14 protein-coding genes, 1 pseudogene and 1 riboswitch are annotated in these 22,638 nt (G+C 37.8%); of the genes and pseudogenes, 7 read left to right on the forward strand and 8 right to left on the reverse strand.

Annotated elements, in window-relative coordinates:
• Positions 1-274 precede the first annotated feature (274 nt).
• The 3 genes from ACFIJK_RS08035 (at position 275) to ACFIJK_RS08045 (ending at position 3,511) form a co-directional block, all read left to right on the forward strand.
• Entirely contained in the window at positions 275-667 is a 393-nt protein-coding gene (locus ACFIJK_RS08035) for a Fur family transcriptional regulator (RefSeq protein ID WP_015856750.1), read from the forward strand.
• Between the two features lie 155 nt (positions 668-822).
• Entirely contained in the window at positions 823-1,917 is a 1,095-nt protein-coding gene (locus ACFIJK_RS08040; RefSeq protein WP_375626789.1) for an HlyD family secretion protein, read from the forward strand.
• Between the two features lie 22 nt (positions 1,918-1,939).
• Positions 1,940-3,511, forward strand: coding sequence for a DHA2 family efflux MFS transporter permease subunit (locus tag ACFIJK_RS08045; RefSeq protein ID WP_375626788.1), 1,572 nt, complete (start codon positions 1,940-1,942; stop codon positions 3,509-3,511).
• Positions 3,512-4,460: 949 nt separating this feature from the next.
• Here ACFIJK_RS08045 and ACFIJK_RS08050 read toward each other — a convergent pair.
• The 3 genes from ACFIJK_RS08050 to ACFIJK_RS08060 form a co-directional block, all read right to left on the reverse strand.
• Positions 4,461-5,045 (reverse strand): GNAT family N-acetyltransferase, encoded by a 585-nt coding sequence (locus tag ACFIJK_RS08050; protein ID WP_375626786.1) that lies wholly within the window; start codon positions 5,043-5,045, stop codon positions 4,461-4,463.
• A 75-nt stretch (positions 5,046-5,120) separates the two neighbouring features.
• The gene (locus ACFIJK_RS08055; protein ID WP_375626784.1) at positions 5,121-6,254 is read right to left on the reverse strand and encodes a type III PLP-dependent enzyme; all 1,134 of its coding nucleotides are present in this window, start codon (positions 6,252-6,254) and stop codon (positions 5,121-5,123) included.
• A 1,706-nt stretch (positions 6,255-7,960) separates the two neighbouring features.
• The gene (locus ACFIJK_RS08060; protein WP_375627443.1) at positions 7,961-8,878 is read right to left on the reverse strand and encodes a rhodanese-related sulfurtransferase; all 918 of its coding nucleotides are present in this window, start codon (positions 8,876-8,878) and stop codon (positions 7,961-7,963) included.
• Between the two features lie 115 nt (positions 8,879-8,993).
• Between ACFIJK_RS08060 and eda the strand changes: the two genes are divergently transcribed.
• Positions 8,994-9,659, forward strand: coding sequence for a bifunctional 4-hydroxy-2-oxoglutarate aldolase/2-dehydro-3-deoxy-phosphogluconate aldolase (eda, locus tag ACFIJK_RS08065; protein WP_375627437.1), 666 nt, complete (start codon positions 8,994-8,996; stop codon positions 9,657-9,659).
• Here eda and ACFIJK_RS08070 read toward each other — a convergent pair.
• Both ACFIJK_RS08070 and ACFIJK_RS08075 read right to left on the reverse strand, forming a co-directional pair.
• Positions 9,638-10,053 (reverse strand): annotated as a pseudogene (locus ACFIJK_RS08070) (ferredoxin--NADP reductase); the annotation flags it as partial. The gene eda and the pseudogene ACFIJK_RS08070 sit on opposite strands and share 22 nt — an antisense overlap.
• A 50-nt stretch (positions 10,054-10,103) precedes the next feature.
• Positions 10,104-10,931: a ferredoxin--NADP reductase gene (locus tag ACFIJK_RS08075; RefSeq protein WP_375627438.1), complete on the reverse strand. Its 828-nt coding sequence runs from the start codon at positions 10,929-10,931 to the stop codon at positions 10,104-10,106.
• Positions 10,932-12,034: 1,103 nt separating this feature from the next.
• Here ACFIJK_RS08075 and alr point away from each other — a divergent pair.
• Positions 12,035-13,150, forward strand: coding sequence for an alanine racemase (alr, locus tag ACFIJK_RS08080; protein ID WP_375627439.1), 1,116 nt, complete (start codon positions 12,035-12,037; stop codon positions 13,148-13,150).
• A gap of 1,568 nt (positions 13,151-14,718) precedes the next feature.
• On the opposite strand, the gene gcvP is transcribed toward alr, so the two are convergent.
• Genes gcvP through gcvT form a run of 3 tightly spaced genes read right to left on the reverse strand, consistent with a single transcriptional unit; the run spans position 14,719 to position 19,007 of the window.
• Positions 14,719-17,514, reverse strand: a complete 2,796-nt coding sequence (gene gcvP, locus ACFIJK_RS08085) for an aminomethyl-transferring glycine dehydrogenase (RefSeq protein WP_375627444.1) — start codon at positions 17,512-17,514, stop codon at positions 14,719-14,721.
• 5 nt (positions 17,515-17,519) lie between these two features.
• Complete coding sequence (gene gcvH / locus ACFIJK_RS08090) at positions 17,520-17,888, reverse strand: glycine cleavage system protein GcvH (protein ID WP_375627440.1); 369 nt, start codon at positions 17,886-17,888, stop codon at positions 17,520-17,522.
• 6 nt (positions 17,889-17,894) lie between these two features.
• On the reverse strand, positions 17,895-19,007 hold the full coding sequence (gene gcvT, locus ACFIJK_RS08095; RefSeq protein WP_375627441.1) for a glycine cleavage system aminomethyltransferase GcvT: 1,113 nt from the start codon (positions 19,005-19,007) through the stop codon (positions 17,895-17,897).
• Between the two features lie 136 nt (positions 19,008-19,143).
• Positions 19,144-19,241, reverse strand: a riboswitch (glycine riboswitch).
• Positions 19,242-19,686: 445 nt separating this feature from the next.
• On the opposite strand from gcvT, the gene ACFIJK_RS08100 reads away from it, so the two are divergent.
• Positions 19,687-20,349, forward strand: a complete 663-nt coding sequence (locus tag ACFIJK_RS08100; RefSeq protein WP_015856762.1) for an LON peptidase substrate-binding domain-containing protein — start codon at positions 19,687-19,689, stop codon at positions 20,347-20,349.
• Positions 20,350-20,362: 13 nt separating this feature from the next.
• Positions 20,363-20,569, forward strand: a complete 207-nt coding sequence (locus ACFIJK_RS08105) for a Trm112 family protein (protein WP_375627442.1) — start codon at positions 20,363-20,365, stop codon at positions 20,567-20,569.
• The last annotated feature ends 2,069 nt before the right edge of the window (positions 20,570-22,638 follow it).

Below are 22,638 nucleotides of genomic sequence, written 5' to 3' on the forward strand. Positions count from 1 at the left end.
TATCATTTTTTACTTTTTTTAAAATAAAATAACATAAACATCTGGTTGTATTTCAATACATTACACTAAAATAAAAAGCATATAAAAGTTCCTTACTAGATAACAGCGGCTTTCAGATTATAATACCCCTCCCCTCACAACGATTGCAACTTTTCTTACATATCACAATGATGTCATGTAAAAGGCTAAAGATAGAGTACATATTCTATAATCACCATTGCATAAACCTCTTACACGCTTTATGCTTTGCCATGAGAGCAAAAGGAAGATGTCAATGTCATCTAAACTGACGCGTAACCAAACATTGGTTTTAAACACTTTAAAAAATGCAAAAGGGCCTTTAAGTGCTTATGCGATTCTCAATCACTTACGCGAAGAAGGCTTTCGTGCACCTCTCCAAGTTTATCGTGCGTTAGAAAAACTCGTACAGTTAAAGTGTATTCATCGTCTTGAAAGTGTAAATGCCTTTATGGTCTGTTTACACCCTGAAAACTGTCAACATGAACTTACAACGTTTATAATTTGCGAAAACTGTGGTACAGTCAATGAAATACAAAATCAAACGATTGTATCAAGTTTAAAACAGATGGTTCAAGCTGTTGACTTCCAAGCCCACAAAAGCACCCTAGAAGTACGAGGTCTTTGTAAAAAATGCGTAACAAAATAAGACCTTGAACTTGCAAGTTCATATTTTTAGCATTATGTTTCGGAAATTATCTTATTGTTTGAAAAGCTCTTATCGTCCTTGCATGTATATCACCCTAGTCTATAGCGATAGGTTTATTATACTCAGTGGAACATAAATATTGAAAGTATAAAATCATGTCCGTAGCTGAGACAATTTTTTCGACCAAAAATTTCAATAAAACGCAACAAAAGAAAGCAATCAAGGCTCTTCTTATTATCTTTGCACTTTTTGTTATTTGGTTTAGCTATAAGTGGGTAACGCAATGGCGTTATATACTCGCTACTGAAGATGCCTATGTGCAAGGAGATATAGCAGCTATTGCGACTAAATTAAATGGATATATTGAAAAAATTGCCATTAAAGCCAACCAAGTTGTAAAAAAGGACGATGTTTTATTTTACCTAGACAATGGTGATTATCAAATAGCCTTGGATCAAACAGAAGCGCATCTTAACACACAGAAAAAAACACTTCTACGCATTGATGCACAAATCACAGCCGCTCGTAGTGCTTTAGATGATGCAAAAGCACAAAAAGCCGCTGCTTCAGCCATAGCAACCAATGCACAACTCAGCTTAAAACGTGTAACAGAACTGAAAAAAAATCGTTATGCTCCTCAATCCGATGTTGATGATGCCAAATCAGCTTATGAACAAGCCATTGCGAATGTTAACAGAGCGGATGCACAAATAGCTGCAGCACGTGCAAATATCCGAGTGCTAGAAGCGCAACGAAGTGAAATAGAAAGCCAAACAAAGAGTTTAGAACTCTCGCGTGAAAAAGCACAACGTGATCTTGATTCGACCATTATACGAGCGCCATTTGATGGAGTTATAGGAAATTTAACAGCAAAAACAGGAGATTTTGTTGTAAATGGCCAACGTCTTGCGGCGTTAGTCCCCATACATGCACTTTATATTGAAGCAAACTATAAAGAAACACAGTTGCAAAATATTCACCCAGGACAAAAGGCTTATATTGCTATTGATGCCTTCAAAAAGGAGTTTTTTACAGGAAAAGTGCTTTCTATTTCGCCCGCAACAGGCGCTGTTTTTTCTCTTTTGCCTCCACAAAATGCTACTGGTAACTTTACAAAGATTGTCCAGCGCATTCCCGTACGTATTTCTATTCCAGAAGAAGTCTTAAAAAACGGACATATCCGAGCAGGAATGAGTGTTTCAGTGAAAGTTGATACACGTACAAAGCCACAAGATAAAAGTCTCTTATAACAAAAAAGTAGAAGATCTTACGATGACATCTTCCATACCAGAGCCCATACAGTCTCAAGAAAGCATTGGATTGCACAAAATTGTAGTTTTTATTGCTATGTCTTTTGGCATGTTTATGGCAATCTTAGATATCCAAATCGTTTCCTCTTCTTTAGCTGAAATTCAAGCGGGGCTTGCAGCAAGCTCTGAAGAAATTTCATGGGTTCAAACCTCCTACCTTATCGCTGAAGTCATCATGTTGCCGCTTTCTGGATTTTTAGGACGATTGCTTTCAACACGTGTTTTCTTTACCTTATCAGCTATCGGTTTTACGATTACTTCTGTTCTTTGTGCAACGGCAACATCTATCGGAGAGATGATTTTATATCGCGCACTACAAGGTTTTATTGGTGGTGGAATTATCCCTAGTGTTTTTGTTGCCTCCTATGTCCTTTTTCCTCCTTCCAAACGTCCCATTGTTACCCCTATCGTCGGACTGGTCGCAACATTAGCCCCCACCATTGGTCCAACCGTGGGAGGTTACATTTGTCATCTCTCATCATGGCATTGGCTCTTTCTCATCAATGTACCCTTCGGGATTATCATATCAATTCTCGCTTGGAAATTAATTGATTTTGATAAAGCTGATCCCTCTTTAATGAAGAAATTTGATTGGTTAGGACTCATTTCTATGGCTACTTTCTTGGGAACTTTAGAGTATGTTCTAGAAGAAGGAGCACGTCATGATTGGCTGAGTGATAGGCTGATTCGGGATTTGTTCATTATTATGATTCTTGCTGCAGCCTTATTCTTCTGGCGTGCTTTTACAGCAAAAGAACCCATTGTAGATCTCTCTACTTTTTCTAATTTTAATTTTTCTGCTGCATCCATTTTTTCCTTTGCACTAGGAATAGGTCTTTATGGACTTACATATCTTTATCCTGTCTATTTAAGCCAAATCCGCCATTATGATGCGCTCATGATTGGAGAAACATTGTTTCTTTCAGGATTCGCCATGTTATTAACTGCTCCGCTTGCTGGATTTCTTTCAGCACGAATGGATGCACGTTTAATGATGGCAATAGGACTTTTGGGTTTTGCAGTAGGCACTTGGATGGCGAGCTCTATCACAGATAACTGGGATTTTTTGCAACTCTTTTGGCCGCAAGTTTTCCGTGGTGCTTCTGTGATGTTGTGTATGGTTCCTATTAATAATATTGCCTTGGGAACACTCCCGCCAGAACGAATGCAAAATGCTTCTGGACTCTTTAATCTCACACGGAATCTAGGTGGTGCTGTAGGGCTTGCCATTATCAGCACTCTCATGACAAAACGCACAGACTTCCATTATGAACGAATAGCTGAAACGCTTAACCACGGAAACAGACAAGCAACAGAAATGCTTTCAAAGCTTACTTTGTTTTTCAAAACAGAAACCTTTGATTCCTATACTCTGGCTCTTTCTCAATTGTTTGGTATGGTACGCATACAAGCAACGATTATGGCTTTTAGTGATATTTTCTTTATCATAACCATTATCTTTGGTACTTTGACAGTTATGACCATTTTTCTTAAAAAAATACCACCTCTCATGGATTCACCACCAAATCACTAAACTTAATTAAAATTGAGAAATATTTTTCATCCTTATGACTTTAGAGCTTCCTATGTACTTTATCTCTTTTCAAGAGACAGTATAAATCAACTTGTGATTCTAAATGATTCTTCTGATAAAAATTCAGTTCAATGCGGGCTCTTTACGCATTTAAAAATAACTTCTCGCATACAAAAATTATCTTAGATGATAATAAATAAAGAGCTTATCTAAAGTGCTCCACACCATAAAGATAAAGCAGCTATTTCTATAAGATTTCTGATTTATCACCATAGAGAAAAAAACGTTAAAACAATATTTGCGCCTGTCATTAAATCTCTCATCTATTTACCCCCCCTTTTTACGCTACTATCTTCATAAAAACTATTCTGTAAGATTCTTTGTCCTTCACTCTTTTGATTCTCACACGAATATTCATAAAAGATTGATGATTCTTGTGATTTTTATTCACACACCTATTTCCCTTATAATGTGTAGGGTAACATTTTTTGATTCTGAATGCGAAATTTTACATGAGAAAATCATTTTGTATGAGATACTCTCATGCCAATTGCAACTATTCCCTTTTACATAAAAAGCAAAGAGATAAAAACTGTTTAAGAAAAAAGTAAAATATCCAACCGTTTTGATGCAAGATCTACCAACGATATTGAAAACTGGAAAACTGCATGATGATACCGGCTTTAAAAGAATACAAGACCACTCAAAAATCCAGTTCCTTTAATATTATAAAATAGGACGCTATTCCCCAAAAATGAGCTTTAAATATATTCCTAGTCACTTAACTGAAATTATCAAAAATAAGAAATCAGCCACATAAAGAAAAAGTCATATAATAAAATCGCAATACAACTCCCCAAAAACTTTGTACCGCTAAATGCTTTGGCACTCGCCAAAACAGTATGCTCTCCTCAATGCCAGCTGTTAAAAAACAAAATAAACACTATCCTCAAGCCACTTTATGATGCTGAAAACCATTTGAAACTTCTCGTTCTCCACTAGGAACTAAAGTGCCATAACACCCAGAAAGATAATGTGGTATCAGTTCCAACGCTTGAAAGCGATGCTTTTCATAAGGACCAGGCATTGCCAAATTTTCTGTTAAACTATTTGAAAAGCCAAAACGTTGATAAAATTCAAAATCCCCTACCAGCAAAATGGCGCCATATCCTAATTTTTTTGCTGTTTCAATTACATGGCGGACTAAGATTGATCCTATTCCCATACCAGCACATTCAGATGCAACAGCCAAGGGGCCCAAAAGTAAAGCATGTTGTGTTTTATTTTTTCCTTTAGAAAAAGAAACATGCCAAAGACGGACACTTCCCACAAGCTCTCCAAGCGCATTTTTAACCACAAAAGAAAGCCCTTGAGCAGCTAACCGCCCACGACGTAAAGCCTCTGATGATTTACGTTTACGTCCATACCCCATCGTTGAATCAAGCAAAATTTCTCGATAAGGCTTATCGGCTTCTTGCTCCAATGAAAGTGTAAAACATGCCCCATCTTTTGTTTGAAAATTCATCATGTTCATCTCTATAACCGCCCTCTTATAGCGCCATGACGAGCATAGCAAAAAATCCAAAAAACCTATAGTTAAAAGGAAATGTCAGATCACATATGATCGTAAAGGCTCAAAACCATTAAAAGCAACCGATGCATAAGTTGTTGTGTAAGCCCCCGTTCCATGAATCAATATTTCATCTCCTATCGTTAGGGATAGAGGAAGCGGATAAGGTGTTTTTTCATAAAGAACATCTGCGGAATCGCATGTTGGTCCAGCCAAAATACAAGGCTCCATAACCTTATCATCATGAGGTGTCTCAATAGGATAACGAATGGCTTCATCCATAGTCTCAGCAAGACCATTAAATTTTCCAATATCAAGATAAACCCATCGTACATTATCGTTATCAGCTTTTTTGGATATTAGAACAACTTCTGTACGAATAACACCAGCATTGCCAACCATCGCACGCCCAGGCTCAATAATCGTCTCAGGAATACGATTACCAAAATGCTTTTTCAATGAATCAAAAACTGCTGTACCATAAGCTTGTTCTGTAGGGACATCTTTCAAATAACGCGTTGGAAAACCGCCCCCCATATTCACCAACCTCAGCGAAATACCTTCTTGTTCCAAACGCTTAAAAACTGTAGCAGCATCCGATAAAGCACGATCCCACGCACTCAAATCAACCTGCTGAGATCCAACATGAAAAGAGACACCATAGGCTTGCAAACCCAATTGGTGTGCCCGTCTTAGAACATCAACCGCCATATCTGGAACACAACCAAATTTGCGTGACAATGGCCACTCTGCACCTTTTCCATCAGTAAGAACACGGCAAAAAACACGTGCTCCTGGAGCAACACGCGCAATTTTTTCTACTTCTTCAACACAATCAACGGCATAAAGTGAAACTCCCAATGCATATGCTCGTGCAATATCACGCTCTTTTTTAATCGTATTCCCAAAAGAAATACGCTCTGACGTTGCTCCTGCTTTTAAAGCCATTTCAATTTCTGCAACAGACGCCGCATCAAAAGAAGATCCTAAAGAACTCAGCAAACGCAAGATTTCAGGAGCTGGATTGGCCTTTATTGCGTAAAAAATACGAGACTGAGGCAGAGCTTTTTCAAAATTTAAATAGTTGTCACGAACAACATCAAGGTCAACAATTAAGCATGGACCTTCAGAACGATGTGTTGCAAGAAAATCGCGAATACGTTGCGTTGCCATCTGCAATTCTCCTTGAGGGAAAACTCCCCCACTCTATGCTTGGACAGCCAAAGCTGCCAAAAGCTAAAGGACAAAAAACACACAACAACCATCCCCATTCTGATTACAAAAAACCAGAAATTAGCATTGCATGCAGCGAAAGAACAGCGCGAAACCGCGTTATTCTATTTTATCTGCCTTTTTGATTGGAGTTGAGAAAACCACTTCCGCACTGAAGGCAATGAGGTGTGCCTCTATAGTTATCCCAGCATTTAAAAGCTGGAAGACACCAGAAAGGCCCGCACCGTCGTTGCTTCAAGATGTCCTCATTCTTGCAATTGGCTGTAAGAATGACTGGAGCGGTTAGTTCCAGGTACCGTACCGGTTAATCTCACCATTTGAGAACCAGCGGACACCCACAGGCACGTGCGACTTTGGGCAAGGAGTCCTATAAAACGAATTCTTGCTCATTTCAATCATTTTTTTAATTTTAAACATTTTTTAATTCTTAAAGATAAAATGATGCGAAAAAACAACACTCTCCTCCACCAGACAAAGCTATACATCCGCTTTCATGAGATCACACCCCTTACATTATCCGTGCAACATAAATCACTGTCTTGCTTTTAAAGCCCCTCGTTTCTTTGCCCTACTCTATCTCCTAATATCCGCAGCAGAAAATAACGCAAAATAAATTACTCAACACATTAATTTATAATGATAATTTATTATTTTGCCCTTAAACAAAAATCTCAACATAAAATTCTCTTATTTCACCCCTCTTACAATGAATCAATGAAAATCATTCTTTTGCACATCACAAATAAAAAACAATTGAAAAAAGGAGTACCTCTTATACATCCTCTCAAATGCAAGGATAAGCAAAATTGAAAACTGGGGATAGTAACACGACTGAAGCACCATCATCTTTAAAGATAATGATGTCCTTCTCCAACAAATACCATTATCTTTCTTATTTAAATCCTAAAAAAACATCCCTGCTTCCACATCCATTTTACAGCATCACTTAAGCAAAATATCATGAAGAATTCCCCGTATAATATAACTTGTATGATATAGATCAACTACATCTCACCCTCTTTATACTTATGAAATTAAAAACAAACGCCCCCATTCTATCTGCCAACTCCCAATATGGCAAAAACTCCTATATTGAAATGTTTCATAACACCTTCTCTAAAATGATTTTTGTCCACACGTTGCTTCCATTTGCAACGTACAAGTGAATGAGTTTTACGTGTTTCGTTCTCATCTAATCTGGAAGCAATAAAGTTCACAATATTTAACTCTTTTATTCAAATCAAAATAAATTATCATTATAAATTAATGTATTATATTAAATTCTGGAATCATAAATTCCTATTATCATTTTATTTTTCCCACCTAGCATCTGCTTTTTCATCTCCTCTTATTAATCACATCTTATTCATACGCTTTTCTCTTAAGCTATAAATCTCCCTCCCCTGCACTGTTGGTGAAGAGAGTTTCTATTTTAAAATGAAAAGTATTTAAAAACTCAATCCTATAAAATGTCAGGAGAGAAAACGATCTATAATGATTATTTATAAATCAAATAATTTAACATAAACAAAAAGACCGAATAATATCCGGTCTTATAAAATATTTTTCTACCAATATCAAAAAACTCTTTTCTCTTAAATTTAAGAGAAAAATGCTAAAATTTACAGCGCTACACTGCGCTATCCTTACGTCCCTTGATGAGAATCAATTGCACGCAACTTCAACAATTGAAACTGCCTATGGCGCTCACGAAAACGCTCTCTATCGGCTTCACTACGCGTGTTATAACAAGCATCACAGGAAACACCTTCCTCATAATGAGGCGATAATTTGCTTTCAGCATTGATAGGAGAACGACATGCGCGACATAATTCGCGTCCACATTCTTCAAGACCATGTTGAACAGAAACACGCTCATCAAAAACAAAACACTCACCCCACCATAAACTTTCCTCTTTTGGAATTTTTTCTAAATATTTTAGAATACCTCCTTTTAAATGGTACACCTGATCATAACCAAGCTCACGAACATAAGCTGTTGATTTTTCACACCGAATACCGCCTGTACAAAACATAGCAATTTTCTTTTTCTTCTTTAAATCAGCTTCGTGCTTGAGAACCCATTCAGGAAATTCGCGAAATGTTTTAATCTGCGGATCAATGGCTCCTTGAAAACTCCCTATTGCATATTCATAATCATTACGTGTATCGATCAAAATTGTCTCTTCATCTTGAATAAGAGCATTCCAATCTTCAGGATCCACATAAGTACCCACAACTTTTAGTGGATCAACCCCTTCAACCCCCATTGTCACAATCTCTTTTTTCAACCGCACTTTCATGCGATGAAAAGGCATTTTTGATGCCCATGAATATTTAATCTCCGGCTTTTGAAACGCTGGCTCAGCGGTAATAAAATCCACCAACGCCTCAATCGCAGCACAAGAACCAGCAACCGTTCCATTAATTCCCTCTTGTGCTAAAAGCAAAGTGCCTTTGATATCCTTTGCTTGACATAAATCCTGCAAAGGTTTTTGTAATTGATGATAATGCTTCAAATCTGCAAAGCAATAAAGTGCAGCAACTTTAAAATTCTTTTCCATGTGTTTTGCCATAACGCGCGTTTCATTCAATTTCAAGATTTATTCATGTACTCTTTAACATATTGTGCTTAATCAAACGATACAAATAATATCATCTCCAAGAAGAAAAAATATCATGTGCCAAAAAAGAGAAAAGCTTTTACTATATCTCCAAGGACAAACTGTTATACCTGTTTTGCTCATTGACAATCTACAAAGTGCTGTACCCTTAACACGCGCTCTTGTCAAAGGCGGATTAAAAACAATTGAGATCACCTTGCGAACACCAAATGCCCTCAAAGCAATTCAGAAAATTACACAAGAAGTCCCTGAAGCAATTGTTGGAGCCGGAACAATTCTCAACACAACACATTACGAAAAAGCCGAACAAGCGGGAGCCAAGTTTATTGTAAGCCCCGGATTATCAAATGAATTAATCAATTGTGCAAAAAATAGTGAAATTCCCCTTCTTCCCGCTGCAATGACCCCAAGTGAACTCATGCAAGCATTAAACAAAGGCTATTCATATCTCAAATTTTTCCCAGCTGAAGCCGCTGGGGGTATTGCCTTCATCGAAGCTTTAGCATCTCCCTTCTCTGATATCCGGTTTTGCCCAACAGGCGGTATTACACAAAAAAGTGCAACACAATGGCTCCAACTGCCTAACGTCTTCTGCGTTGGCGGTTCTTGGATAGCGCCCCAACAACTTATTGCAATAAGTGATTGGGATTCGATTACTGCATTAGCATATACTGCATCACAACTTCCCTCTCCCTCGAAAAAAGCTCTTTCTACAATATAATGTAAAATGCAAGAACATCAGCCCCTTCAACAAAACCAAAGCTTTCAAACATCCTTGCACAATCTTTTAACATTGTCATAGAACCACAAATCATCACCCGATCTTCATCGAGATGAAATTTGGGGAGTGCTATTGTTTCAAAGCCGCTTGTTTCAAAAAAACACCCGCTCTCCATAACAGTCGTAATACGCCCCATCGGCTTAGAAAGTTCGCACATGGTCATAAAATAAAATTTCAACTGTTGTGCATATGCTCCAATGAGTGGATCTTGTTGCAAAGAGGAAAAAAGATCTTTTGCATAAATTAACTCATTCTGCTCACGCATTATTTAAATAAGGACAACTTCTGAAAATTTTTCATAAGTATCAGAATCACGAGTAAAGCTTGCAAAAGGAAAAAAACGTACCGGTTTGAAAGAAGCTAAAGCATCAACTTCCTCACTCATTATCCCACAAAAGCGCGCTCTACAACATAAGTAGCAGGAGCATTATTGGCCCCTTCAACAAGACCAAAACTTTCACACATCCTTGCACAATCTTTTAACATTGCCATGGAACCACAAATCATCACCCGATCTTCATCAGGATGAATTTTAGGAAGGCCCGTTGTTTCAAAAAAGCACCCGCTCTCCATAACAGTCGTAATACGCCCCATATGTTCAGAAGGTTCACGAGTAGTCATAGGATAAAATTTCAACTGTTGTGCATATCCCCCAATGAGAGGATCGTGTTGCAAAGAGGAAACAAGATCTTTTGCATAAACTAACTCACTCTGCTCACGCGTTGTTTGAATAAGGACAACTTCTGAAAATTTTTCATAAGTTTCAGGATCACGAATAAGACTTGCAAAAGGAGCAACCCCCGTCCCAGTTGAAAGAAGATAAAGACGTTTTCCAGGAATAAGAGCATCAAGAACCAGTGTTCCTGTAGATTTTTTACGCATGAGAACTGTATCACCAATTTTAATTTTTTGGAGATGCTCGGTTAAAGGCCCCCCTGGAACTTTTATCGAAAAAAACTCAAGCTGTTCGTCCCAAAAGGGACTTGCAATCGAATAAGCGCGATAAACCGGCTTTTCTGCATTTGGCAAACCGATCATAACAAACTCACCCGAACGAAAACGAAAACTGTCCGGACGATTCAAACGGAATTTAAATAACCGATCTGTATAGTGACAAACCTCTTGGACAGTAAGGGCGAACACATTCTCAGGAATCGAAAAATTTGCAACGCTGCTGATGTTTGACGGAACATTGGTAGCAGACGTATTCATACTCTTCCCCATATCTTTATTGAACGTTAAATTTCGAATCCTTGACGTGATATAGTACTTGCATAACCATCTGCCAACAATTTTCTTAAAACAAAAATCTCAAGATTAACACTTTATTAAACGAATGAGGAAAATGCGGATACAAATCCCATTCAAAGAAAAACAAAAACTTTGAGTATTAAACAGTCATGGGGCTCTTTTCCCTTTAACACATAATGCATATTTTTCCATTGTAACGCTATAACACTCTCTCGCTTAACAAAACTTATGACCCAAAACCTTTAAATAAGAGAGATAAATTTTTGTTGATTGAACGATAACCGCACGAATCTTCAACAAGATTTCCGGTATTACATCTATTCTTTTCCTTACTGACCTTTTTACACTGCTCTTTCGATAAATATCCATAAATAAAAGAGTCTAACGCGCACTATAAAGCGATAAAATTGATTTCACTAAAAACCAATCAAACAATAGAAAGTAAATATTGGATACCCAATCCATCTTGAAAACCAACAACATCCAAATCAACGGGCTTTCTAAATCAACAGTTTTTAATGTATCAGAAAGTGTTTACACACTGTTTTCCATTTAACAAAAATAACTTTAAGTGCATGAGACGACATCCAAAATTGCACAGATAAGTGATCTTTCCCCCATGATAGAAAACTTGTAATGCATTGATTTAGAGTGGTTAATTTAATCATTTTACCTTCTCTGAATAAGCAGCCCATGCAATGTTTAATCCAAACAATCGCACCAGCAACAACAGCCTAATATTGCACTCTTCAAAATGATACAATACAATAAACTATGTTTTATTTTTTTATATGCCTCAACTAGGAAAAATAAGTAAAAAACAAAAGTCTATGTTTTACAAATTATTAGAAGATACCGTGTTGCTAATAACACAAATAAAACTAAAATATCTCTTATATCCAGAGTACCATTTTACATAAAAAAACGACTTTAATGGTACATAATTCAGTATAAGCTCCTTATGATTTTGACCATAGAAAATAGTGTCTTTCCCTATATCGTAAAGAACCTCAATGAAATAACCAAAAAACTCCGTATTTCACGAACACAGATAAGCTCTTAAAATGAAAAAATCCATTAATGATGAAATCAATACATCACTCTATGTAGCTGTAGCAACCATCGATGTCAGTGCCATTGTTTCCAATTATATCACTTTAGCCAAACGTGTAGCTCCAACACAATGTTCAGCAGTTGTAAAGGCAAACGCCTATGGATTAGGAGCTCACAAAATTGCTCCTGCCCTTTATCAAGCTGGTTGTCGCACTTTTTTTGTCGCCCAAATCATAGAAGCACTCCAATTAAAAAGCATTTTACCATCAAATGTCACGATTGCTCTTCTGAATGGACTTCCACACTTAGCAGAAGAATTTGTCGCACAATCTGGTATTGTTCCTGTTCTAAACTCTTGGAATGCCATTGAAAATTGGCAAAAAATTTGTCAAAAAAAAGATAAAAAATTTCCAGCAATTGTTCAAATCGATACCCATATGAACCGATTAGGACTGGATCAAAAAGAATTACAAAAACTCATCAAACACCCTACAATTTTCGAAAAAGCAGAAATAAAATATATTCTCAGTCACCTCGCGAATGGAGAAGACAAAACACATTCATCCAATTATACACAATTGGCTACTTTAAAAACCATCCTTGCGCAATTGCCTGCTTGCAAAGTTTCCTTTGCTAATTCTGGAGGTATCTTTCTAGGATCAGATTTTTATTTTGATCTTGTTCGTCCAGGCATTGCACTTTACGGAGTTGATCCGCGAGGGAAATACCCATCACCTCTGAAACCTGTTTTAAAACTTGAAGCCCAAGTCATTCAAAACCGCGTTGTTGATGCAGGAGAACCTGTTGGTTATGGAGAAAGCTTTATAACCAACAGACCAAGCACTCTTGCAACCATTTCTATAGGCTACGCAGACGGCTGGCTCCGTGCTCTTTCGAATAAAGGAACAGTTTATTTCAACGGGCACAAACTTCCCATGGTTGGGCGGGTTTCTATGGATTCCATTATTGTAAATACGACCGATCTTGATCAAAAACCTCAAACAGGTGACTGGGTAGAACTCATTGGACCCCATCAAACACTTGAAAAAGTATCTACAGATGCCGGTACCCTTCCCAATGAAATTCTAACATCTCTTGGCTCCCGCTATAAATACATTTACACATAAAAACTCTTTTAAAAAATAAATTGATAAAAATCATCATTTTAGAAAATTGAGGAGCTTTTACGAAAGATTTTAAACAATCAATCACATAAAAGACACCGCACATTCACAGAAATCTCAAAATAGACAAATTGATGAACTGTTTTATGGAAGTAGCTTTCACTCAAAATACAAAAACTTAGCCTTTTCTCCATAAATTGACAAAAAAGAATCTATTGCAAAGTTTTTAAAATTAATTGCCCAATTAAACCAAAATATTAATTCTCTAGATATCAAACAAAACATCCAGTCTTGTAAGTTTCTCTTATTTTCAGCTTTGTTCATAGTGAAGCAATCAAAATCATTCGCTTGCATACCACAAACTGGACTATGTGTAGATAAAAATGATTTAAGAAAAGAATACCTCTTATGAACCATCTCAAGTGCCAATAGCTATAACATTAAGCGGCTGAAAAAGTGTATGATAGTGCCAACTTCTTCCTTCATAGAGCCTAAAGATTGGGAGCTCTCAATAGATTTATCGTTGTATCATTCACGAGCGCCGTCGCGAAATGGGATTGGGAGCGAAATGTCTCTTTAAAACAAACACGTGAATTAACAACCAAAGCATATTCTTTTTGGAGTGTTCTGTTTTACATAAAGGTTGGGCACCCATTAAAAAACATTGCTTTAGATGCTTCTGATAGCCGTAAAGCTGAATTAAAAGGAGATGACAAACTGAGGATTGAGTTTCACCTTTACGGCTTTAGATTTCTCTGAAATTAAATTGTCTACCAGTTTCAAAGATTACGTCAACAGAAATACGCAATCGCTTCGCCCTCATCTGATATACAAAAGCTTGAACTACTCATAAAGCTCTCCCTTGCCTCAATCTCTGACTTAAAACATGTCGCTGCGTTAAGTTTGGATGTGGATTTACAGGCAACAGCTAAAACACACGGGCTCTTAGGAAAACAACGCGGTAAAGTCACAAACTGACCTACAATGGATTGGAAAAATGTGCTGGCTTTTTATCAGACACCCTGTAAAAAAACAACCATAATACATTTGGCTTTGTATTTACTCATTCTGATAGGTGTTCTTACATATTTTTGCGTCATATTTATAAAAGCAGATTAAAGATAAATATTTAGACGATTCTTGACTTAAGAAGATGCAACAATAGAGTTTCGCGGGGCTTTATCATCAAAAGCACTAAAATTGATTTTATTCTTTCTGCAACCGGTCGTAGTCACCTTAGTGAGAGTAATATGTCACAACACATGCAACAGACTGGACCCTATCCCCGTAGGTTTCACTCTCGTTTACGTGAATTAGCTGGCTAGACCAATGCATCTAGTCACTAAAACCATGTCATACGATAGAAGGCAAAGAAGAGCATGCCTATTGCCCACAAAACACAGCTTTTTTGTCGACTTTTCCGATTGTTCTCACGTTATAAAAAACAATGCAAAATTTTAGAAAATAGACAAATAACTCCACAATAACATGATCAATAAGTAAAAAACCCACACAAAATGTGTGGGCTTTTTTGTTTATACAAATAAACGAAGTAAATACATATTTGTTATTTAATAGGTATTTCCCAATGGCGGACACGAACAAATGAGCATTCTGTCTCCAGCAACATTATCAATACGCGATACAGGAGGCCAATATTTACTGGCTGGATCAAGAGAACTGTTGGGAAAAGCAGCTTCTTGTCGCGAATAGGGTCGTTCCCAAGCATCATCTAAAGTATCTGCCACTGTATGAGGAGCATTTACCAATGGATTATTGTCTTTTGGCCAAACCCCACGACCAACTTTCTTTGCTTCTTCAGCAATAGAGAGTAAAGCATCACAGAAACGATCAATTTCTGCTTTTGGTTCTGATTCCGTCGGCTCAATCATCAAAGTTCCCGGAACAGGGAATGACATCGTGGGCGCGTGGAATCCATAATCAATGAGACGTTTTGCAATATCATCAACACTCACCCCATACTGCTCTTTCAACACACGTGTATCCACAATACATTCATGAGCAACACGTCCATGCTTTCCCCGATAAAGAATGGAATAAGCGGGTGAAAGACGTGCAGCAATATAATTGGCATTTAAAATGGCTATTTGTGTTGCATATTTTAAGCCATCAGCCCCCATCATTCGAATATACATCCATGTAATCGCAAGAATAGACGCACTTCCATAAGGAGCTGCCGAAACCGCATGTGTTGTCCCATCCTGTTCATGCCCTGGTAAGAATGGTTTGAGATGCGCTGCAACTCCAATTGGTCCCATACCAGGACCACCACCTCCGTGGGGAATGGCAAATGTTTTATGAAGATTCATATGACAAACATCAGCGCCAATATCTGCAGGACGAGCAAGCCCCACAAGCGCATTGAGATTAGCGCCATCGAAATAGACTTGTCCGCCATTTTCATGAATAATAGAACAAATCTCCTTAATGCTTTCCTCATAAACACCATGTGTTGAAGGATAAGTGATCATGAGAGCAGCCAATTTATCCTTATGCAATTGCGCTTTCATTTTGAGATCGTCTACATCAACATCACCATCGCTTAAACATTTTACCACAACGACTTCCATACCTGCCATATGCGCCGAAGCTGGATTGGTACCATGCGCAGATGCAGGAATAAGACAAACTGTACGTTGATGTTCTCCCCGTGATTGGTAATATCGTCGGATAGCCAAAAGCCCCGCATATTCACCTTGAGCACCAGAATTTGGCTGAAAAGAAACTTGCGCAAATCCTGTAATTTCGCACAACCACGCATTTAACTGATCGATCATCTCCAAATAACCCACTGCATCCTCTTGTGAAACAAAAGGGTGTATATTGGCCATACTAGCCCAACTCACAGGCATCAATTCAGCCGCCGCATTAAGCTTCATTGTACAAGAACCAAGAGGAATCATAGCACGATCCAGCGCCAAATCCTTATCTGCCAAGCGACGCAAAAAGCGCATCATATCTGTCTCTGAATGAACCGCATGAAAAAAAGGCTGGGAAAGAAAAGCAGCATCCCGCTTTTTGCCAAAGAGTCGAGGAGAAACCTGATCGCCTAATTGTGCCCCCAAAAGCTGCGCTAAAGCACAAGCATCTTCTTCTGTTGATAATTCATCAAAATTAATTGCAATAGTGTCATCATCGAGAACACGAATAAGGCGCCCACCTATTTTGGCTTGATGCGCAATCTCTCGCGCTTTTCCCTTCACAACAACGCTTACGCAATCAAAAAAAGATTCTCCTTCACAAAAAACACCTGCAGCCTTTAAACCAGCAACAAAACGGCATGTTAAATGATGAATTCGCTGCGCAATTGCTTGTAAGCCTTTCGGCCCATGCCAAACAGCATAAGCAGTTGCCATATTAGCCAACAACGCCTGAGCTGTACAAATATTTGACGTCGCTTTATCGCGTCGAATATGTTGTTCACGTGTTTGCAAAGCTAAACGAAAACCAACACGCCCTCTCGTATCCACGGATTGACCAACAATACGCCCTGGAATAAGACGCGTTAACGCATCACTCACTGCAAGGTAACCAGCATGTGGACCACCAAATCCCATCGGAACGCCATAACGCTGCATAGAGCCAACAACGATATCTGCCCCCCATTGAGCAGGTGGCTCCATAAGGGTAAGTGCTAAAGGATCAGCCACAACGATAACTAAAGCTCCTTTTTCCTTTGCCTCTTTTATGATCTCACTGTAATCATGAAAAGCACCTTTTGTATCTGGCCAAGATAAAACAATTGCCGCTGTATCAGAAGCAATTTCGCCATTTTGGCTAATCTGAATCCCTTGTGTTTCAGCACGCGTTTGCGCAACACTTAAAGTCTGAGGATGTAAAAGACTCTGAACAGAAATCTTCGTCTTTTTCTCACGGGAAAAGCGAAAAGCGAGGGCATTGGCTTCAGCTAAAGCGGTTGCTTCATCAAGAAGGGAAGCAGCAGCAACAGGCAAACCTGTGAGTTCACTCACCAATGTCTGAAAATAAAACAAAAGTTCTAAACGACCCTGGCTAATTTCTGCTTGATAAGGCGTATAAGCAGTATACCAAGCAGGATTTTCAAACAGATTTCGTAAAATAACCGGAGGCACATAAGTTCCATGATATCCTTGCCCAATAAAACTTTTGTGCACACAATTACGCTCCATCATCTTGGAGAGTTCTTCCAAGGCTTGTACTTCACTAGCAGCCTCTGGAAGATTCAGTGAACGTCCCAAATGGATAGAGCGTGGAACAGCTTGAGAAATGAGTGTATCAACACAATCAAGCTCTAAAATATCAAGCATTTTTTGTGTTTCATCAGGTCGCAGCCCAATATGTCGAGAAGAAAAAGAACGCTCGATCATGACACTCATCCAATCAAAGCCTTATAAGCATCTTTATCCAACAACCCTTCCAGTTGTGTCTCATCCTGCAATGTCATTTTCCATAACCAGCCTTCTGTTTCGGCTTTCTGATTTACCAATTCAGGATTATCAGCCAATGCTTCATTTATTTCGACCACTTCACCATCAAGAGGAGCATAAACATCTGAAGCCGCTTTCACTGATTCCACAACAGCCGCCGCCTCTCCTTTGGAAAGTTTTGTTCCACTTTGTGGTAAATCAACAAAAACCAAATCCCCTAATTGCTCTTGTGCATAATGCGTAACCCCAACAGTCACCACTTGCCCTTCAACGCTAAGCCATTCATGGTCTTGTGTAAAATAAGTTTTAGACATAAAAAATCATCCTTTAAAATAACGTTGTTCAACAAAGGGAAGTGAATGAACTGATAATACAATCTTTTTGCCTCGCAGTTCTGTAAAGACTTGTGTCCCTTCAACTTTACAATCAACAGGAACATAACCCATCGCGACAGGACCATCAAAAGAAGGACCAAAACCACCTGATGTTACAATGCCAATCTCATTACCTTGATCATCAAGAAGCACCGCACCAGCACGAATAGGTTGACGCGTTTGCGGTTTTAATCCAACACGACAACGAGCAGGTCCTTTTTGCAGTGCTTCAAGAAAAGCCTTCGCACCATAAAATTGTGCTTTTTCTCGAACACTTTTAGGAACAGCCCATGTTAGAGCCGCATCAATAGGTGTCGTATCAGGGGTAATATCATTTCCATGCAAACACAGCCCTGCTTCCAACCGCAAGCTATCGCGTGCTGCAAGTCCAATCCACTCAACACGAGAATCACTCAGCAATTTTTCAGCCAACATATGCGCATGCCCTATAGGCAAAGCAATTTCAAAACCATCCTCTCCCGTATAGCCAGAACGCGTTATAAACCAATCTTGTTGTGGTTCGAATCCTTGCATAAAGAACAATTCATTCCCTGGTAAATCAGCATCAGCAAGAACAGCAGCCGCTTCAGGACCTTGAAGAGCAAGCAATACCCTTTCAAGAGCAATCACTTGACATTCAAAATCAACCGCACGCTTTTCCAATTCTACAAAATCAGCCTGTGCATTCCCAGCATTGGCGACCAACATAAAACGGCTCTCTTCCAAACGGGTAATGATAAGATCATCAAGAATACCAGCCTGCTCATTAAGCAAATAATTATACCGTGAATGCCCAATCTTTAAAGCTGCTGCATCAATGGGAAAAGCATAGGACAAAAATTCCACGGCTTGTGCCCCTTCAACGGCAATCAATTTCATATGAGAAATATCAAAAAGACCCGCATGTGCACGCGTATGAAGATGCTCTTTCAAAACGCCAAGAGGATAAGTTAAGGGCATGTTCCACCCCGCAAAAGCGCCAAATTTTGCTCCTGCTTTTTCATGCAGATCATATAAAGGAAGTGTTTTTAAAAAAGATGTTTCTTGTGCTGTGCCCATAATAACTCCAAAGCTGCGCTAACGCCCACAGAATATGGCCGTCTCTGCCCCCTCTGTCATCAACCTGAGAGACTCGCGAAAAGATTTTTCGCTTACACCTTCGGCGCGGGTTCTCCCGACTTTCCAGATCTGCCTTCTTCCTTTTACGGTCCTTAAAGCCTGAGAGATTATGGGCTATTTCCCCTTCGGCGGCAATGCGAAAACTCGCAATCTGCACTCTCCCGCAAAAGAATGAAAGAAACAATAACGCTCTTTCCAGCATGTTCTAATCTATAACCTATCTTTATCACACTGTCATTAGTAAAGTGATGAAAATGTTCTCATTTTAAAACTTGCATAAGCTGCTTCAAAAGATTTATAATAGCACCCTTTTGAACCTTACAAAAATTGCAAGGAACACATTTTAGGAAATTTAAGAAAAAAATCAAAAGCTATAAACAAAAATACCTCTTGAAAATCATGCAAAACGTCACACACTAAAAAGATCGCAAAGCAACATTCTTTCGCGCGCAGTCAACCTTAAAGATAGGGTCTCATATTCTTTTTTAGAATTAGGACTTCAAGTATTTTATAAGTATGATTTTAATGCACAAGAAGTGGGTTTTCTGCTTTCTCAATAGTGTCATAAATTGCAACTATTTACAGACTAAAACTACCGAACAAAGGTGACAAAATACTCATGAAAGCTGGTAATATCTCTTACAATTGCGAAAATGATCTTCCAAAGCAAATTGCCCTTTTTCCTTTAGAAGGTGCACTCTTACTACCCGGTGGTTTTTTATCACTCAACATTTTTGAACCAGAATCACTTGAAATGATTGAAAACGTTATGGTAACCGATCGTCTATTGGGCATTATTCAACCACTTTCATCGGATACAGACCGCTTCTCTACACAACTTTATAAAACAGGCTGTATAGGGCGCATTACAAACTACAGTGAAACAGGAAATGGACAACTGTTCATTATCTTACAAGGTGTTTGCCGCTTCACCTTAGAACAAGAATTGACAAACACAAAATCCTATCGAACAGCTCTCATCCAATCAAACATAAAAGACTTGCAAGAATTTGATGTTGAAGAAAGCATTAACCGAGAAAGCTTACTTGACGTTGTAGAAAAATATCTAACCATACATGAAATGGAATATAATTGGAGCAGTATCATAGAAGCCCCTACACCTATATTGGTTAATGCTTTTTCAGCTCTTATCCCCTTTACACCAGCAGAAAAACAAGCTCTCCTTGAAGCTCCAGATATCGAAAGCCGTGCGCAAACTCTTCTTGCATTAACAGAACGCTCACTCATGAAACAAACAGGTACAGATTACCGTTTAAACTAATAAACGTCAAAAAATGAAAAAAATGACCACAGATCCCAAAATGCTCGAATTACTCGTTTGTCCAATAACGAGAGGAACACTCTCTTACAACCGAAAAACACAAGAGCTCATTTCTCTCAAAGCCAAACTTGCCTATCCTATTCGTGATGGCGTCCCCATTATGCTTGCCTCAGAAGCGCGCCCTTTGCAAAACAATGAAAACGTAGCCTATAAAAAATAAGAAAATTTCGTTCATTTTTTCTGGAGAAAACTGTTATCAATCACTGCTCTATGAAAAGCTCTCTTTTGCTCATGCAATCTTTTTAATATTAGTGCTAATCCATTACACGCCAGCACCAGCATTCTCTTTACCAACTCCCCTCTTTACCAACTTCAAATGTTATACTTACTCTAAAAAGTCTTTTGCTTCTAAATGCGAAAAGAAGCTTCCGTTTTTATACAAAATAAATAGATAAAGTCTTATAGTTACAATTTTAAACATACCCCATAATGATCACCAAGAAATTGTCCTAAATTTCATCAAAATAAAGGGATGCATTGCAACAGTTGCACGTAAACTTTGCAAAAAACAACCAAAACAACTGCTGTCACTCTGGTTGACGATTTAAAGAAATTATCCTATGAATGAACTTGTGTTTTTGATCGTATACGCAGCGATCAATAGGGCCTGGAAGCCCTAAAACCGAGTATAAAATAAACCCGCTTTTTGCGGATATCCCAGAATTTCCGAGGGCTCTTATTATGTCCAAGTGCTTTCAGCACTAAAAGCAAGAGGCTGGCTCGGTTTCAGCACTTCCAGACCCCGGAAACGCTTATTTCATAAAAACATAATAAATTCAGTGTGTTATATGCAATTATTTTATATGAATCCACTTAAGAATCCACACTTTTATGCATGATCCATTTGACCCTTTTTTATATAAGATTGCCATGTATGAATAGAGCATAAAAAGCTAATCATGATGCAAATATTATAACGCATGTGTACATTCAGACGAAATGAAAAGCAGCTATCATTCATAACAGTTTATAAATTTTATGATACGTTTTATCACAGCACAAATCACATTGTTTAAAATTTAGTTGTTTGGAATATCGATAACATACGTTTAAAGATCACATCTTGTTTTAATGATTGGATTGTTAATCCCATGATAAAAACATAAAATTACAGTTCTCAAAATTGAGAAGCGTAAAATCTAAAGATGTTAATCGCAATATCTTATTACCTTATTAGAGGGTAATCATTTAAAACTTTTATAAGCTTATAGGTTTAATTTATAAAGATTGCATAAAAGGATTTAAAGACAAGATCGCTTTTAAAAACGCTTTCTAAAAATTTAGAACGATAAGTAAGAAGCATAAATATAGTATCATCACAACAGCTATGCTAATTTTAAAAACGAAACTGTATTCGCTTCCACAAAAAAATGGAAACGAACAATGCAATAGCAGTAAAATACTATCTACTTAGACATGGTACTAGAAAACGTTTTAAAAGTTACCGTTTAAAAGCACAGAGCCAAATATGGACTGAGTGATTTACTCACCCCAAAATTGGGGGCAGCTATTGAGACAAAGATAAGCAAGCAAAATTCAAAAATATTTAACATTATAAGGCATGGGATTTTACTTAATTTTGCTAGCCAAATATAGAGCGATTAATTTGCAAAGAAGTTACATTTGAGTGCAAAATGAAAATACGCTTATGAAAGCTTTTCTAAATGCACGTTTAAACGTTTGAAACTGATGTTTATAACAGTTTTTAAAGCCTTGCGTTTGATAAAATCGGTTGTTTATTGTCTTATGAGAGATGGTTTTGAAAACCAATGCTCGTAAATGTAAAAAACGGGTTTTGTTAAAGCTACCGAGCATTTTGATTTGTTTGATACGTTTAATAGCCATAACAAGCGTTATAGGTTCTCTCATTCAAATGAGTGATTAAAGATCATACGCATCATTTACATTCCTTTTGATAAGTTTTCATATCTCTCATAGAGCGCTTGCAATATGATACGTTTTGTATATATGCATTCATTACTCCATTGTGGATGATTCATTTTAATCAATAAAAAACGCTATTTGAAAGCCGCGTCATATCATTTGGCACGGCTTTTTTTTATTTTACTCTCTCTTTTATGATATGTTTATAGCAATGCATTTTAATAGCAATGCATTTTATATGCGTTTATAACCATAAAGAAGGCACGCTCCATGCGTGTTTTTATTCTGTTTTATCAGTTATATTGACAACATTATCCCTTTCATAAACCTCACAATTTTTTGGAA

This window comes from Bartonella sp. PS17NMGDW (genome assembly GCF_042193555.1).
Classification (GTDB): Bacteria; Pseudomonadota; Alphaproteobacteria; order Rhizobiales; family Rhizobiaceae; genus Bartonella; species Bartonella grahamii.

Coding starts and splice junctions, on each gene's coding strand:
- ACFIJK_RS08035 (WP_015856750.1), top strand. CDS start 275: ATGTCATCTAAACTGACGCGTAACCAAACATTGGTTTTAAACACTTTA.
- ACFIJK_RS08040 (WP_375626789.1), top strand. CDS start 823: ATGTCCGTAGCTGAGACAATTTTTTCGACCAAAAATTTCAATAAAACG.
- ACFIJK_RS08045 (WP_375626788.1), top strand. CDS start 1,940: ATGACATCTTCCATACCAGAGCCCATACAGTCTCAAGAAAGCATTGGA.
- ACFIJK_RS08050 (WP_375626786.1), bottom strand. CDS start 5,045: ATGAACATGATGAATTTTCAAACAAAAGATGGGGCATGTTTTACACTT.
- ACFIJK_RS08055 (WP_375626784.1), bottom strand. CDS start 6,254: ATGGCAACGCAACGTATTCGCGATTTTCTTGCAACACATCGTTCTGAA.
- ACFIJK_RS08060 (WP_375627443.1), bottom strand. CDS start 8,878: ATGGAAAAGAATTTTAAAGTTGCTGCACTTTATTGCTTTGCAGATTTG.
- eda (WP_375627437.1), top strand. CDS start 8,994: ATGTGCCAAAAAAGAGAAAAGCTTTTACTATATCTCCAAGGACAAACT.
- ACFIJK_RS08075 (WP_375627438.1), bottom strand. CDS start 10,931: ATGAATACGTCTGCTACCAATGTTCCGTCAAACATCAGCAGCGTTGCA.
- alr (WP_375627439.1), top strand. CDS start 12,035: ATGAAAAAATCCATTAATGATGAAATCAATACATCACTCTATGTAGCT.
- gcvP (WP_375627444.1), bottom strand. CDS start 17,514: ATGATCGAGCGTTCTTTTTCTTCTCGACATATTGGGCTGCGACCTGAT.
- gcvH (WP_375627440.1), bottom strand. CDS start 17,888: ATGTCTAAAACTTATTTTACACAAGACCATGAATGGCTTAGCGTTGAA.
- gcvT (WP_375627441.1), bottom strand. CDS start 19,007: ATGGGCACAGCACAAGAAACATCTTTTTTAAAAACACTTCCTTTATAT.
- ACFIJK_RS08100 (WP_015856762.1), top strand. CDS start 19,687: ATGAAAGCTGGTAATATCTCTTACAATTGCGAAAATGATCTTCCAAAG.
- ACFIJK_RS08105 (WP_375627442.1), top strand. CDS start 20,363: ATGAAAAAAATGACCACAGATCCCAAAATGCTCGAATTACTCGTTTGT.